This is a genomic window from Mesorhizobium sp. M1396, from assembly GCF_040317725.1.
GTDB lineage: Bacteria > Pseudomonadota > Alphaproteobacteria > Rhizobiales > Rhizobiaceae > Mesorhizobium.
On sequence record NZ_JAMYLA010000093.1, the window covers coordinates 1 to 12,324 of the forward strand.

Sequence of the window (12,324 nt, forward strand, 5' to 3'; positions counted from 1 at the left end):
TGTCGCTGCCGGAAGGCACCGAGATGGTGATGCCGGGCGACAACATCACGGTCGATGTCGAGCTGATCGTGCCGATCGCCATGGAAGAGAAGCTGCGCTTCGCCATCCGTGAAGGCGGCCGCACCGTCGGTGCCGGCATCGTCGTCACCATCAAAGAGTAATTTGGACTTAAACCGATCTGTCGCGGGCGCGGAAGTTGCCCGCGCCGCGCCAGAACAAGGAAGTGACGCATGAACGGACAGAATATCCGCATCCGCCTGAAGGCGTTTGACCACCGCGTGCTCGACGCGTCGACGAAGGAAATCGTGTCGACGGCAAAGCGCACCGGTGCCAACGTCCGCGGCCCCATTCCGCTGCCGACGCGGATCGAAAAGTTCACGGTCAACCGGTCGCCTCACGTCGACAAGAAGAGCCGCGAGCAGTTCGAGATGCGCACGCATAAGCGTCTGCTCGACATCGTCGATCCGACCCCGCAGACGGTCGATGCTTTGATGAAGCTCGATCTGGCCGCCGGCGTCGACGTCGAGATCAAGCTCTAAGGGAATGAGAGCGCGGTAAGGGGCGGTGCCCCTGGCCCGGAACTCTAAAGGAATTGAACCGATGCGTTCAGGTGTGATTGCAAAGAAGGTGGGAATGACCCGCATCTACAACGATGCCGGGGAACATGTTCCCGTCACCGTTCTCCAGATGGAGAACTGCCAGGTCGTGGCCCAGCGCACGCAAGAGAAGAATGGCTACACCGCCGTTCAGCTCGGCGTTGGCCTCGCCAAGGTGAAGAACACGTCGAAGGCGATGCGCGGCCATTTCGCGACCGCTTCCGTCGAGCCGAAGGCGAAGGTCGCCGAATTCCGCGTCTCCGCCGACAACATGATCGATGTCGGCGCCGAGATCACCGTCGAGCACTTCGTCGCCGGCCAGAAGGTCGATGTTACGGGCACGACGATCGGCAAGGGTTTCCAGGGCGTCATCAAGCGCCACCACATGGGCGGTGGCCGTGCGACGCACGGTAACTCGGTCTCGCACCGTACGCACGGTTCGACCGGCCAGCGCCAGGACCCGGGCAAGGTGTTCAAGGGCAAGCATATGGCTGGCCACATGGGCGACACCCGCGTCACCACGCAGAATGTCGAGATCGTCTCGACCGACGCCGACCGCGGCCTTATCCTGATCCGCGGTGCGGTTCCCGGATCGAAGGGCGCCTGGATCCTGGTCCGCGACGCGGCCAAGGTGGCACTGCCGGCCAATGCGCCGAAGCCCGCCGCGATCCGCGCCGTTGCGGCAGCTGCTAAGAACGAGGCTCCGGCCACAGAGGGAGCGGAATAATGGATCTCAAGATCACAACGCTTGGCGGCAAGGACGCCGGCAAGGTGAAACTCTCCGAGGAGATTTTCGGCCTTGATCCGCGCGAGGACATCCTGCAGCGCGTCGTGCGCTGGCAGCTCGCCAAGAAGCAGCAGGGCACGCACAAGGCCAAGGGCCGCGCCGAGATCGCGCGCACCGGCGCCAAGATGTACAAGCAGAAGGGTACGGGCCGCGCCCGCCACCATTCGGCACGCGCTCCGCAGTTCCGCGGCGGCGGCAAGGCCCACGGCCCGGTCGTTCGCAGCCACGAGCACGAACTGCCGAAGAAGGTTCGCGCTCTCGGCCTCAAGCATGCTCTCTCGGCCAAGGCCAAGAGCGCGTCGATCATCATCATCGACGAGCTGAAGCTGACCGAGGCCAAGACGAAGGCACTGATCGCGAATTTCGCGACGCTGGGCCTGACCAACGCCCTGCTGATCGGCGGTGCCGAGCTTGACAAGAATTTCAAGCTGGCGGCGACGAACATCCCCAACATCGACGTGCTGCCCATCCAGGGCATCAACGTCTACGACATTCTGCGCCGCGGCACGCTGGTCCTTTCGAAGGCCGCCGTCGAGGCTCTCGAGGAGCGCTTTAAATGACCGACCTTCGTCACTACGACGTGATCGTCTCGCCGGCGATCACTGAAAAGTCGACCATGGCCTCCGAGCAGAACCAGGTCGTCTTCAACGTCGCCAAGAAGGCGTCGAAGCCGGAAATCAAGGCCGCCGTCGAAGCGCTGTTCGGCGTCAAGGTGATGGCCGTGAACACGCTTGTCCGCAAGGGCAAGATCAAGCGCTTCCGTGGCACGGTTGGCCGCCAGAGCGACGTCAAGAAGGCGATTGTGACGCTGGCAGATGGCCAGTCGATCGACGTCGCGACGGGTCTCTGAGCAAGGCCGCGAGGACAGAAACATGGCACTGAAAAAATTCAACCCGGTAACGCCCAGCACCCGTCAGCTGGTTATCGTCGACCGCTCGGGCCTCTACAAGGGCAAGCCCGTCAAGGGTCTGACCGAAGGCCTGACCAAGTCGGGCGGCCGCAACAACCACGGCCGCATCACCGCCCGCTTCATCGGCGGTGGTCACAAGCGTTCGTACCGCATCATCGACTTCAAGCGCCGTAAGTTCGACGTCGTCGGCACGGTCGAGCGCATCGAATACGATCCGAACCGCACCGCCTTCATCGCGCTGATCAAGTATGACGATGGCGAGCTGTCCTACATCATCGCTCCGCAGCGTCTGGCTCCCGGCGACAAGATCGTGTCCGGCGAAGCGGTCGACGTGAAGCCGGGCAATGCGATGCCGCTGGCTTCGATGCCGGTCGGCACCATCGTCCACAACATCGAGCTGAAGCCGGGTAAGGGCGCTCAGGTCGCGCGTTCGGCGGGTGGTTATGGCCAGCTGGTCGGTCGTGACCAGGGCATGGCGATCCTGCGCCTCAACTCGGGCGAGCAGCGTGTCGTTCACGGCTCCTGCATGGCCACTGTCGGCGCCGTGTCCAATCCGGATCATGGTAACATCAATGACGGCAAGGCCGGTCGCACGGTCTGGCGTGGCAAGCGTCCGCACAATCGCGGCGTGACCATGAACCCGGTCGACCATCCGCACGGCGGCGGCGAAGGCCGCACATCGGGTGGCCGCCATCCGGTTTCGCCTTGGGGCAAGCCGACCAAGGGCAAGAAGACGCGGTCCAACAAGGCGACCGACAAGTTCATCCTGCGCTCGCGCCATCAGCGCAAGAGCTAAGAAGAGGTAACGCCAAGTGACTCGTTCGATTTGGAAAGGCCCCTTCATTGACGGCTACCTTCTCAAGAAGGTGGACAAGGTTCGTGAAGGTGGTCGCAATGAGGTGATCAAGATGTGGAGCCGTCGCTCCACCATCCTGCCGCAGTTCGTCGGCTTCACCTTCGGTGTCTACAACGGCCAGAAGCATGTTCCCGTCTCGGTGAACGAGGACATGGTCGGTCACAAGTTCGGTGAATTCGCTCCGACCCGGACCTATTACGGTCACGGCGCGGATAAGAAGGCGAAGAGGAAATAATCATGGGCAAGGCCAAAGCTCCGCGCAGGCTTGCTGATAACGAAGCGCGTGCCGTGTTGCGCACGATCCGTATCAGCCCGCAGAAGCTGAACCTGGTTGCCGCGCTGATCCGCGGCAAGAAGGTCGCGACAGCGCTTTCCGATCTCGAATTCTCGGCCAAACGGATTTCCGGCACGGTCAAGAAGACGCTGGAATCGGCAATCGCCAACGCGGAAAACAACCACGACCTGGATGTCGATGCACTGATCGTGGCGGAAGCCTATGTCGGCAAGTCGATCGTCATGAAGCGGTTCCATGCCCGTGGCCGTGGTCGCGCCAGCCGTATCGAGAAGCCGTTCTCGCACCTCACGATCGTCGTTCGTGAAGTCGAAGAAAAAGGGGAGGCCGCATAATGGGCCAGAAAGTCAATCCGATCGGTCTTCGCCTCGGCATCAACCGCACCTGGGATTCGCGCTGGTTCGCGAACACCGGCGAGTACGGCAAGCTGCTGCATGAGGACATCAAGATCCGCAAGTATCTCGAGAAGGAGCTCAAGCAGGCTGCCATCTCGAAGGTCGTGATCGAGCGTCCGCACAAGAAGTGCCGCGTCACCATCCATGCCGCGCGCCCGGGTCTGATCATCGGCAAGAAGGGCGCCGACATCGAGAAGCTTCGCAAGAAGCTGATGGAGATGACGAAGTCCGAGACGCACCTCAACATCGTTGAAGTGCGCAAGCCGGAAATCGACGCGACCCTGGTCGCCCAGTCGATTGCCCAGCAGCTCGAGCGTCGTATCGCGTTCCGCCGCGCCATGAAGCGTGCCGTTCAGTCGGCCATGCGCCTCGGTGCCGAAGGCATTCGCATCAACTGTGCCGGCCGTCTCGGCGGCGCCGAGATTGCGCGCATGGAATGGTATCGCGAAGGCCGCGTGCCGCTGCATACGCTTCGTGCTGACGTCGACTACGGCACTGCCGAGGCGCACACCGCTTATGGCATCTGCGGCGTCAAGGTCTGGGTGTTCAAGGGCGAGATCCTTGAGCACGACCCGATGGCTTCGGAGCGTCGTGCGACCGAGGGTGACGCTGCGCATGGCGGTGGTGGTGATCGCGAACGCGGTCGTCGTCGCGAAAACGCCTGAGACATTTAGGAATTTGGAGTTAGAACGATGCTGCAGCCAAAGCGCACAAAGTTCCGCAAGCAGTTCAAGGGCCGTATCCATGGAACCGCAAAGGGCGGCACCAATCTGGATTTCGGTGGTTTCGGGCTGAAGGCGCTTGAGCCGAACCGCGTTACCGCGCGTGAAATCGAGGCGGCCCGCCGCGCGATCACGCGTGAAATGAAGCGCGCTGGTCGCGTCTGGATCCGTATTTTCCCGGACGTGCCGGTCACTTCGAAGCCGACCGAAGTCCGCATGGGCAAGGGCAAGGGCGCGGTCGATTACTGGGCGGCGCGCGTCAAGCCGGGCCGCATCATGTTCGAGATCGACGGCGTCAATGAAGAAATCGCCCGTGAGGCACTGCGTCTCGGCGCGGCCAAGCTCTCGGTCAAGACGCGCTTCGTGCAGCGCATCGCAGAATAAGGACGGGCTGATCATGAAAGCCGAAGACATCCGGACCAAGACCCAGGACCAGCTGACCGACGACCTAGCCAGCCTGAAGAAGGAGCAGTTCAACCTGCGCTTCCAGAAGGCCACTGGCCAGCTTGAAAAGACCGCGCGCGTGAGACAGGTCCGTAAGGACATTGCGCGTATCAAGACCATCGCTGCGGAAAAGTCCGCGGCTAAGAAGGCTTAAGGACGAAAACCATGCCAAAGCGCATTCTGCAGGGCACCGTCGTCAGCGACAAGAACGAGAAGACGGTTGTCGTCAAGGTCGAACGGCGCTTCACGCATCCCGTGATGAAGAAGACCGTGCGCATGACCAAGAAGTACAAGGCGCACGACGAGAACAACGCCCACAAGGTTGGCGATCAGGTGTTCATCCAGGAATCGAAGCCGATTTCCAAGGATAAGCGCTGGATCGTCGTGTCTTCGGACCAAGCCTGACCTCGGGCGTAAACAACGAATTTTGGACAGACCGGGGAGGGGCTTTGAGCCCATCCCGTTAGAAAAGAAGAAGGCGGCCAGTCATGATTCAGATGCAAACAAACCTCGACGTCGCGGATAATTCCGGTGCCCGTCGTGTCATGTGCATCAAGGTGCTGGGCGGCTCGAAGCGGAAATACGCTTCCGTGGGCGACATCATCGTGGTGTCGATCAAGGAAGCCATCCCGCGCGGCCGCGTGAAGAAGGGCGATGTGATGAAGGCGGTCGTGGTTCGCACGGCCAAGGACATCCGCCGCCCGGACGGCAGCGTGATCCGTTTCGACAAGAACGCGGCCGTTCTCGTCGACAACAAGAAAGAGCCGATCGGCACGCGTATCTTCGGACCGGTTCCGCGCGAACTCCGCGCCAAGAACCACATGAAGATCATCTCGCTCGCGCCTGAAGTGCTGTAAGGAGCCGGACCAATGCAAAAGATTAGAAAAGGCGACAAGGTCGTCGTGCTGGCCGGCAAGGACAAGGGCCGTTCGGGCGAAGTCCTCTCGGTACAGCCGAAGGAAGACACCGCGCTGGTGCGCGGCGTCAACATGATCCGTCGTCACCAGAAGCAGTCCCAGTCCCAAGAGGGCGGGATCATCACCAAGGAAGCGCCGATCCAGCTGTCGAACATCGCGCTGGCCGACCCCAAGGATGGCAAGCCGACTCGCGTCGGTTTCATCTTCCAGAAGGACGGCAAGAAGGTGCGCGTCGCCAAGCGCTCGGGAGAAGTCATCAATGGCTAAGGCTCAAACCACGAAGCCCAAGGCTGAAAGCAAACAGTCCAAGGCCCAGAACACGCCGCGCCTCAAGCAGGTCTACAACGAGACCATCCGCAAGGCGCTGCAGGAACAGTTCGGCTACGACAACGAGATGCAGGTTCCGCGCATCGACAAGATCGTGCTGAACATGGGCGTTGGCGAAGCGACCGCCGATTCGAAGAAGCCTTCGATCGCGGCCGAAGACCTGGCGATGATCGCCGGCCAGAAGGCCGTCGTCACCCGCGCTCGCAACTCGATCGCCGGCTTCAAGGTCCGCGAGAAGATGCCGATCGGCGCCAAGGTCACGTTGCGCAAGGAACGCATGTACGAGTTCCTCGACCGCCTCGTGAACATCGCACTGCCGCGCGTCCGCGACTTCCGCGGACTGAATCCGAAGAGCTTCGATGGCCGTGGCAACTACGCCATGGGCATCAAGGAACACATCGTGTTCCCGGAGATCAACTACGACAAGGTTGATCAGATCTGGGGCATGGACGTCATCGTTTGTACGACTGCGAAGACGGACGACGAAGCCAGGGCATTGCTCAAGGCCTTCAACTTCCCCTTCCGCCAGTAACGGCAGCGAGAAAAGGAAAAATCTGAAATGGCAAAGACCAGCTCAGTCGAGAAGAACAACAGGCGCCGCAAGCTTGCCGACCAGTACGGTCCCAAGCGCGCTGCGCTCAAGGCGATCATCATGGATCAGTCCAAGCCGATGGAAGAGCGCTTCCGCGCTCAGCTCAAGCTTGCCGCCATGCCGCGCAACTCGGCCAAGATCCGCATCCGCAACCGCTGCGAAGTCACCGGCCGTCCGCGTGCCTACTATCGCAAGCTCAAAGTATCGCGCATCGCGCTTCGTGATCTCGGCAACAACGGCCAGATCCCGGGCCTGGTCAAGTCGAGCTGGTAAGGAGGACATAACATGTCATTGAGCGATCCTCTCGGCGATATGCTGACCCGCATCCGCAACGCGTATGGCCGCAAGAAGTCGAGCGTTTCGACGCCGGCCTCGCGTCTGCGCACCCGCGTCCTCGACGTGCTGAAGGCTGAAGGCTATATCCGCGATTACAGCCAGACCGACTTCGACAACGGCAAGTCCGAAATCGAGATCGAGCTGAAGTATTTCGACGGCGCGCCGGTCGTGCGCGAAATCGCACGCGTCTCGAAGCCAGGCCGCCGCGTCTATGTTTCGGCCAAGTCGATTCCGCAGGTCGCCAACGGCCTCGGCATCGCCATCCTTTCGACACCGAAGGGCGTGATGGCCGACCACGAAGCACGTGAACAGAACGTCGGCGGTGAAATCCTCTGCCAGATCTTCTGATCTGGCAGCTGACCGCAAAGTGGAATCCGGTCTTCGGATCGTTCCCGAAGACAGAGACCTGAAACAAGAGAAGTGACGAGGACAACAAAATGTCTCGTATTGGTAAGAAACCCGTTTCGCTGCCGCAGGGCGTGACCGCGACCGTCAACGGCCAGATCGTGACGGCGAAGGGCCCCAAGGGTGAGCTGAAGTTCGTGGTGAACGACGAAGTGCTGGTCAAGATGGAAGGCAGCGAGATTGCTGTCCAGCCGCGCGACCAGACCAAGACCGCCCGCTCCAAATGGGGCATGTCGCGCACGCAGATCGTCAACATCCTGCAGGGCGTCAAGGACGGTTTCGAGAAGAAGCTCGAGATCACCGGCGTCGGCTATCGCGCGGCACTTCAGGGCAAGAACCTGCAGCTGGCACTTGGCTTCAGCCATGACGTCGTCTACGAGACGCCGCAGGGCATCACCATCACCGTGCCGAAGCCGACTGAAATCACCGTGGCCGGCATCGACAAGCAGCAGGTCGGCCAGGTTGCGGCCGAGATCCGCGAGTATCGTGGCCCCGAGCCCTACAAGGGCAAGGGCGTCCGCTATGCTGGTGAGAAGATCGTCCGCAAGGAAGGCAAGAAGAAGTAGTCGTGAATGGTGAATGGTGAATGGTGAAATGGCAGTAGGATAGAGCAGGGGCCAGGTGGCACTCCGCTTCTACCGTTCACCATTTTTCCATTCACCATTCACTGCAAATCAACGCCGCGGGGAGCGGTCGCGGGAGGCGCTTTCGCCTACCGCATATGGCGGCCCCCGTTTTTTGAAGGCAAGGAAGACCATCATGGGTACCAAGGAATCCACGCAGCGCCGTGCGCAGCGCGTCCGCCGCCAGATCAAGAAGGTCGCCGGCGAGCGTCCGCGGCTGTCGGTCCACCGCACGTCGAAGAACATCTACGTGCAGGTCATTGACGACGCCAAGGGCCACACCATCGCTGCCGCTTCGACGCTTGAGAAGGACTTCAAGGGTTCGCTCAAGACCGGCGCCGACACGGCCGCCGCCGCCGCGATCGGCAAGCTGATCGCCGAGCGCGCCACCAAGGCCGGCGTCAAGGAAGTCGTCTTCGACCGCGGCGCCTACATCTATCACGGCCGCGTCAAGGCGCTGGCCGAGGCTGCCCGTGAAGGTGGCTTGAGCTTCTAAGCATGGTCCCGAAAAGTTGCAGACTTTTCGGATAAAGATTATGCGAAGGGAATGATTTCGCCCCCGGTGACCCACAGAGGCGCCGGATCTTATCAGCAACCGTGCTTCCGGAAAAAAACAAGGAACAGGATATGGCACAGGAACGTAGGGATGGCGGCCGCGGCCGCGATCGTGACGAACGTGACGACGGCATGGTGGACAAGCTCGTCCACATCAACCGCGTCGCCAAGGTCGTCAAGGGCGGCCGTCGCTTCGGTTTTGCGGCACTCGTCGTCGTCGGCGACCAGAAGGGCCGCGTCGGCTTTGGTCACGGCAAGGCGCGCGAAGTGCCGGAAGCCATCCGCAAGGCAACTGAATCGGCCAAGCGCGACATGATCTTCGTGCCGCTGCGCTCGGGCCGTACGCTGCATCACGACGTCGAAGGACGCTGGGGTGCCGGACGCGTGCTGCTGCGCGCTGCCAAGCAAGGTACCGGCATCATCGCCGGTGGCCCGATGCGCGCTGTCTTCGAGACGCTCGGCATGCATGACGTGGTCGCCAAGTCGATGGGGTCGTCGAACCCCTACAACATGGTTCGCGCCACTTTCGACGCGCTGAAGAGCCAGATGCATCCCAAGGATGTGGCTGCTGCTCGCGGCATCAAGTATTCGACCCTTCAGGCCCGCCGCGGCACCGCCGTTGCGGCTGAAGAATAGTCGATCTGACCAGGGATTTTGACCATGGCCAAGAAAGCAACCAAGACCATCACCGTTGAGCAGATCGGTTCGCCGATCCGTCGTCCGAAGGAACAGCGCGCGACGCTGGTCGGCCTCGGCCTCAACAAGATGCACAAGCAGCGCACGCTGGAAGATACGCCCTCCGTGCGCGGCATGATCGCTGCCGTCCAGCATCTCGTCCGCGTCGTGGACGAGGGCTGAGCCAGAGCGCAGGAGAACTCAGATGAAACTCAACGATCTGCGTGACAAGGACGGCGCGACGCACTCCAAGAAGCGTCTCGGCCGTGGTATCGGCTCCGGCTCGGGCAAGACCGGCGGTCGCGGCGTCAAGGGCCAGAAGGCGCGCTCCGGCGTCGCCATCAACGGCTTCGAGGGTGGCCAGATGCCGCTCTACCGGCGCCTGCCGAAGCGTGGCTTCAACAACATCTTCGCCAAGAGCTTCACCGTCGTGTCGCTGGCCCGCATCCAGGTGGCCATCGACGCCAAGAAGCTCGACGCCAAGGCGACCGTGACGGCTGAATCGCTGGTTGCCGCCGGCGTTATCCGCCGCGTCAAGGACGGCGTGCGCATCCTCTCGGACGGCGAGATCAAGGCGAAGCTCGCCTTTGACGTTGCCGGCGCCTCCAAGGCCGCGATCGAGAAGATCGAGAAGGCTGGCGGCTCGGTCAAACTGCCGGAAAAGGCAGCTGCCGAGTAACGGCAATTTGAAGCGCGATCGGCAAGAGTGGGATCCATTTTTTGCTCATGATTGCGCTTTGATCTGCGCAATTTAGGCGGCCGCGTCGACGCGGCCGCTTGCATGTTTAGAGCCCGGAGCTTATCTCGTGAGCTTCGGTGAAACGCACCGCCTGACCTCAAGGGCCATCAAGCGTTACCAAGCGGAGAATCAGGCATGGCTTCGGCTGCAGAACAATTAGCCTCGAATCTGAATTTCTCGGCCTTCGCCAAGGCGGAGGATCTGAAGAAACGCATCTGGTTCACGATCGGCGCGCTGCTGGTCTATCGCCTCGGCACCTATATTCCGCTTCCCGGCATCAATCCCGAAGCCTTCGCCCAGGCCTTCTCCTCGCAGAGCAAGGGCGTGCTGGGCATGTTCAACATGTTCGCCGGCGGCGCCGTACAGCGCATGGCGATCTTTGCGCTCGGCATCATGCCTTACATCTCCGCCTCCATCATCATGCAGCTGATGACCTCGGTCATCCCTTCGCTGGAATCGCTGAAGAAGGAAGGCGAACAGGGCCGCAAGGTCATCAACCAATACACGCGCTACGGCACGGTGCTGCTTGCGCTGGTTCAGGCCTATGGCATTTCGGTGGGCCTGGAGAACGGCAACGGCATCGTCAGCGACCCCGGCATGTTCTTCCGCATCTCGACCGTCGTCACGCTGGTCGGCGGCACGATGTTCCTGATGTGGCTCGGCGAGCAGATCACCGCTCGCGGCATCGGTAACGGCATTTCGCTGATCATCTTCTCCGGCATCGTCGCCGGCCTGCCGCATGCCATCTCAGGCACGCTTGAGCTTGGCCGCACCGGCGCCCTGTCGACCGGCCTGATCCTGGCGATCATCGTGCTCGCCATCGTCGTCATCGCCTTGATCGTGTTCTTCGAGCGCGCCCAGCGCCGCTTGCTGATCCAGTATCCGAAGCGCCAGGTCGGCAACCGCATGTTCCAGGGCGATACCTCGCATTTGCCGCTGAAGCTCAACACGTCGGGCGTCATTCCGCCGATCTTCGCCTCGTCGCTGCTGCTGCTGCCGGCCACCGTCGCCGGCTTCTCGCAGACGACCAATATGCCGGCCTGGGCAAGCACGGTTCTGGCCTCGCTTGGCCACGGCCAGCCGCTCTACATGGCGTTCTACGCGGCGATGATCGTGTTCTTCGCCTTCTTCTACACAGCGATTGTCTTCAACCCGAAGGACACCGCCGACCAGCTCAAGAAGCATTCCGGCTTCATCCCGGGCTATCGTCCGGGCGAGCGCACCGCCGATTATATCGACTACGTTCTCACCCGCATCACCGTCGTCGGCGCCATCTACCTGGTGCTGGTGTGCCTGCTGCCGGAGTTCCTGATCTCGGCGACTGGCGTACCATTCTACCTTGGTGGCACATCGCTTCTGATCGTGGTCAGTGTCACGCTCGATACGGTTGCGCAGATTCAGGGTCACCTGATTGCGCACCAGTATGAAGGCCTGATCAAGAAGTCGAAGCTGCGCGGGGGGAAGAAAGCCAGATGAGGTTGATATTGCTTGGGCCGCCAGGAGCGGGCAAGGGGACACAAGCACAAAGACTGGTAGAAAAACACGGCATACCCCAGCTCTCGACGGGCGACATGCTGCGTGCTGCCGTCCAGGCTGGCACCGAAGTCGGCAAGCGCGCCAAGGCGGTGATGGATGCCGGTGAGCTGGTGTCCGACGCCATCGTCAACGCGATCGTCGCCGAGCGTATCGATCAGGCGGACTGCGCCAATGGGTTCATCCTCGACGGATATCCGCGGACCCTGGTGCAGGCGGACGCGGTCGAGCAGATGCTTTCGGATCGCTCCCAGGGCCTCGATGCCGTCATTGAGCTTGTCGTCGACGACAAGGCGCTGATCGGCCGAATCGTCAAGCGCGCCGACGAGGCGCAGGCCGCCGGTCTGCCTGTTCGCAAGGATGACAATCCGTCGGTGTTCGAGGAGCGTCTGCGAGAGTACTACAAGAAGACGTCGCCGCTGATTGGCTACTACTATGCCAAGGGCAAGCTCCGGAGCGTCGACGGCATGGCCGATATCGATGCGGTGACGGGGCAGATCGAAGCGGTGCTCAAGGACGCAGCGCGGGGGAATTAACAGGGGAATCGGGTGAGTTAATTATCGTGAGATGACGCTTACGAGGAATTCGTCGTCCCAGGCCGCCACTTTTCGTTTCAATCG

24 protein-coding genes are annotated in these 12,324 nt (G+C 61.5%); all 24 read left to right on the forward strand.

The window, feature by feature from the left end; translation table 11 throughout:
- Positions 1-161: EF-Tu C-terminal domain-related protein (locus tag NKH02_RS32845; protein ID WP_023829993.1), on the forward strand; the 161-nt coding region annotated here is incomplete at its 5' end.
- Between the two features lie 69 nt (positions 162-230).
- Positions 231-539 (forward strand): 30S ribosomal protein S10, encoded by a 309-nt coding sequence (rpsJ, locus tag NKH02_RS32850; RefSeq protein ID WP_010909272.1) that lies wholly within the window; start codon positions 231-233, stop codon positions 537-539.
- A gap of 61 nt (positions 540-600) precedes the next feature.
- Positions 601-1,323 carry a 50S ribosomal protein L3 gene (rplC, locus tag NKH02_RS32855; protein WP_023757978.1) on the forward strand — a complete coding sequence of 241 codons (723 nt, stop codon included), beginning with the start codon at positions 601-603 and terminating at the stop codon, positions 1,321-1,323.
- Complete coding sequence (rplD, locus tag NKH02_RS32860; protein ID WP_023757977.1) at positions 1,323-1,943, forward strand: 50S ribosomal protein L4; 621 nt, start codon at positions 1,323-1,325, stop codon at positions 1,941-1,943. The genes rplC and rplD overlap by 1 nt, the downstream gene beginning before the upstream one ends.
- Positions 1,940-2,233: a 50S ribosomal protein L23 gene (locus NKH02_RS32865; protein WP_023757976.1), complete on the forward strand. Its 294-nt coding sequence runs from the start codon at positions 1,940-1,942 to the stop codon at positions 2,231-2,233. The genes rplD and NKH02_RS32865 overlap by 4 nt, the downstream gene beginning before the upstream one ends.
- A 22-nt stretch (positions 2,234-2,255) precedes the next feature.
- On the forward strand, positions 2,256-3,089 hold the full coding sequence (gene rplB / locus NKH02_RS32870) for a 50S ribosomal protein L2 (protein ID WP_027026960.1): 834 nt from the start codon (positions 2,256-2,258) through the stop codon (positions 3,087-3,089).
- Positions 3,090-3,105: 16 nt separating this feature from the next.
- Positions 3,106-3,384, forward strand: coding sequence for a 30S ribosomal protein S19 (gene rpsS / locus NKH02_RS32875; RefSeq protein ID WP_006205463.1), 279 nt, complete (start codon positions 3,106-3,108; stop codon positions 3,382-3,384).
- 2 nt (positions 3,385-3,386) lie between these two features.
- Positions 3,387-3,776 (forward strand): 50S ribosomal protein L22, encoded by a 390-nt coding sequence (rplV, locus tag NKH02_RS32880; protein WP_006205462.1) that lies wholly within the window; start codon positions 3,387-3,389, stop codon positions 3,774-3,776.
- Complete coding sequence (gene rpsC / locus NKH02_RS32885; RefSeq protein WP_023672753.1) at positions 3,776-4,501, forward strand: 30S ribosomal protein S3; 726 nt, start codon at positions 3,776-3,778, stop codon at positions 4,499-4,501. The genes rplV and rpsC overlap by 1 nt, the downstream gene beginning before the upstream one ends.
- Positions 4,502-4,528: 27 nt before the next feature.
- Positions 4,529-4,942 (forward strand): 50S ribosomal protein L16, encoded by a 414-nt coding sequence (gene rplP / locus NKH02_RS32890; protein ID WP_352868298.1) that lies wholly within the window; start codon positions 4,529-4,531, stop codon positions 4,940-4,942.
- A 13-nt stretch (positions 4,943-4,955) separates the two neighbouring features.
- A complete protein-coding gene (gene rpmC / locus NKH02_RS32895; protein WP_006205459.1) occupies positions 4,956-5,156 on the forward strand; it encodes a 50S ribosomal protein L29 in 201 nt (66 codons plus the stop codon).
- A gap of 11 nt (positions 5,157-5,167) precedes the next feature.
- Entirely contained in the window at positions 5,168-5,407 is a 240-nt protein-coding gene (gene rpsQ, locus NKH02_RS32900; RefSeq protein WP_010909280.1) for a 30S ribosomal protein S17, read from the forward strand.
- Between the two features lie 83 nt (positions 5,408-5,490).
- On the forward strand, positions 5,491-5,859 hold the full coding sequence (gene rplN / locus NKH02_RS32905) for a 50S ribosomal protein L14 (protein WP_006205457.1): 369 nt from the start codon (positions 5,491-5,493) through the stop codon (positions 5,857-5,859).
- 12 nt (positions 5,860-5,871) lie between these two features.
- Positions 5,872-6,186, forward strand: a complete 315-nt coding sequence (gene rplX, locus NKH02_RS32910) for a 50S ribosomal protein L24 (protein WP_013531428.1) — start codon at positions 5,872-5,874, stop codon at positions 6,184-6,186.
- Entirely contained in the window at positions 6,179-6,778 is a 600-nt protein-coding gene (gene rplE, locus NKH02_RS32915) for a 50S ribosomal protein L5 (RefSeq protein WP_013531429.1), read from the forward strand. The genes rplX and rplE overlap by 8 nt, the downstream gene beginning before the upstream one ends.
- Positions 6,779-6,805: 27 nt before the next feature.
- Entirely contained in the window at positions 6,806-7,111 is a 306-nt protein-coding gene (gene rpsN, locus NKH02_RS32920; protein WP_013895695.1) for a 30S ribosomal protein S14, read from the forward strand.
- Between the two features lie 12 nt (positions 7,112-7,123).
- Complete coding sequence (rpsH, locus tag NKH02_RS32925; protein WP_013531431.1) at positions 7,124-7,522, forward strand: 30S ribosomal protein S8; 399 nt, start codon at positions 7,124-7,126, stop codon at positions 7,520-7,522.
- 89 nt (positions 7,523-7,611) lie between these two features.
- Positions 7,612-8,145 (forward strand): 50S ribosomal protein L6, encoded by a 534-nt coding sequence (gene rplF / locus NKH02_RS32930; RefSeq protein ID WP_352883929.1) that lies wholly within the window; start codon positions 7,612-7,614, stop codon positions 8,143-8,145.
- A gap of 193 nt (positions 8,146-8,338) precedes the next feature.
- A complete protein-coding gene (gene rplR, locus NKH02_RS32935) occupies positions 8,339-8,698 on the forward strand; it encodes a 50S ribosomal protein L18 (protein WP_352633700.1) in 360 nt (119 codons plus the stop codon).
- Between the two features lie 131 nt (positions 8,699-8,829).
- Positions 8,830-9,393, forward strand: a complete 564-nt coding sequence (gene rpsE / locus NKH02_RS32940) for a 30S ribosomal protein S5 (RefSeq protein ID WP_352883931.1) — start codon at positions 8,830-8,832, stop codon at positions 9,391-9,393.
- 24 nt (positions 9,394-9,417) lie between these two features.
- On the forward strand, positions 9,418-9,615 hold the full coding sequence (gene rpmD / locus NKH02_RS32945) for a 50S ribosomal protein L30 (RefSeq protein ID WP_006205449.1): 198 nt from the start codon (positions 9,418-9,420) through the stop codon (positions 9,613-9,615).
- Positions 9,616-9,637: 22 nt separating this feature from the next.
- On the forward strand, positions 9,638-10,111 hold the full coding sequence (gene rplO / locus NKH02_RS32950; RefSeq protein ID WP_027028844.1) for a 50S ribosomal protein L15: 474 nt from the start codon (positions 9,638-9,640) through the stop codon (positions 10,109-10,111).
- A gap of 195 nt (positions 10,112-10,306) precedes the next feature.
- Positions 10,307-11,647, forward strand: coding sequence for a preprotein translocase subunit SecY (gene secY, locus NKH02_RS32955; RefSeq protein WP_352868307.1), 1,341 nt, complete (start codon positions 10,307-10,309; stop codon positions 11,645-11,647).
- Positions 11,644-12,240, forward strand: coding sequence for an adenylate kinase (locus tag NKH02_RS32960; RefSeq protein WP_352883932.1), 597 nt, complete (start codon positions 11,644-11,646; stop codon positions 12,238-12,240). Before secY ends, NKH02_RS32960 begins: the two co-directional genes overlap by 4 nt.
- Positions 12,241-12,324 lie beyond the last annotated feature (84 nt).

Coding starts and splice junctions, on each gene's coding strand:
- rplD (WP_023757977.1), top strand. CDS start 1,323: ATGGATCTCAAGATCACAACGCTTGGCGGCAAGGACGCCGGCAAGGTG.
- NKH02_RS32865 (WP_023757976.1), top strand. CDS start 1,940: ATGACCGACCTTCGTCACTACGACGTGATCGTCTCGCCGGCGATCACT.
- rplV (WP_006205462.1), top strand. CDS start 3,387: ATGGGCAAGGCCAAAGCTCCGCGCAGGCTTGCTGATAACGAAGCGCGT.
- rplO (WP_027028844.1), top strand. CDS start 9,638: ATGAAACTCAACGATCTGCGTGACAAGGACGGCGCGACGCACTCCAAG.
- rplF (WP_352883929.1), top strand. CDS start 7,612: ATGTCTCGTATTGGTAAGAAACCCGTTTCGCTGCCGCAGGGCGTGACC.
- rplX (WP_013531428.1), top strand. CDS start 5,872: ATGCAAAAGATTAGAAAAGGCGACAAGGTCGTCGTGCTGGCCGGCAAG.
- rpsN (WP_013895695.1), top strand. CDS start 6,806: ATGGCAAAGACCAGCTCAGTCGAGAAGAACAACAGGCGCCGCAAGCTT.
- rpmD (WP_006205449.1), top strand. CDS start 9,418: ATGGCCAAGAAAGCAACCAAGACCATCACCGTTGAGCAGATCGGTTCG.
- rplB (WP_027026960.1), top strand. CDS start 2,256: ATGGCACTGAAAAAATTCAACCCGGTAACGCCCAGCACCCGTCAGCTG.
- rpsH (WP_013531431.1), top strand. CDS start 7,124: ATGTCATTGAGCGATCCTCTCGGCGATATGCTGACCCGCATCCGCAAC.
- rpsC (WP_023672753.1), top strand. CDS start 3,776: ATGGGCCAGAAAGTCAATCCGATCGGTCTTCGCCTCGGCATCAACCGC.
- rpsQ (WP_010909280.1), top strand. CDS start 5,168: ATGCCAAAGCGCATTCTGCAGGGCACCGTCGTCAGCGACAAGAACGAG.
- rplN (WP_006205457.1), top strand. CDS start 5,491: ATGATTCAGATGCAAACAAACCTCGACGTCGCGGATAATTCCGGTGCC.
- rplE (WP_013531429.1), top strand. CDS start 6,179: ATGGCTAAGGCTCAAACCACGAAGCCCAAGGCTGAAAGCAAACAGTCC.
- rpsJ (WP_010909272.1), top strand. CDS start 231: ATGAACGGACAGAATATCCGCATCCGCCTGAAGGCGTTTGACCACCGC.
- rplC (WP_023757978.1), top strand. CDS start 601: ATGCGTTCAGGTGTGATTGCAAAGAAGGTGGGAATGACCCGCATCTAC.
- NKH02_RS32960 (WP_352883932.1), top strand. CDS start 11,644: ATGAGGTTGATATTGCTTGGGCCGCCAGGAGCGGGCAAGGGGACACAA.
- rplP (WP_352868298.1), top strand. CDS start 4,529: ATGCTGCAGCCAAAGCGCACAAAGTTCCGCAAGCAGTTCAAGGGCCGT.
- rpmC (WP_006205459.1), top strand. CDS start 4,956: ATGAAAGCCGAAGACATCCGGACCAAGACCCAGGACCAGCTGACCGAC.
- secY (WP_352868307.1), top strand. CDS start 10,307: ATGGCTTCGGCTGCAGAACAATTAGCCTCGAATCTGAATTTCTCGGCC.
- rplR (WP_352633700.1), top strand. CDS start 8,339: ATGGGTACCAAGGAATCCACGCAGCGCCGTGCGCAGCGCGTCCGCCGC.
- rpsE (WP_352883931.1), top strand. CDS start 8,830: ATGGCACAGGAACGTAGGGATGGCGGCCGCGGCCGCGATCGTGACGAA.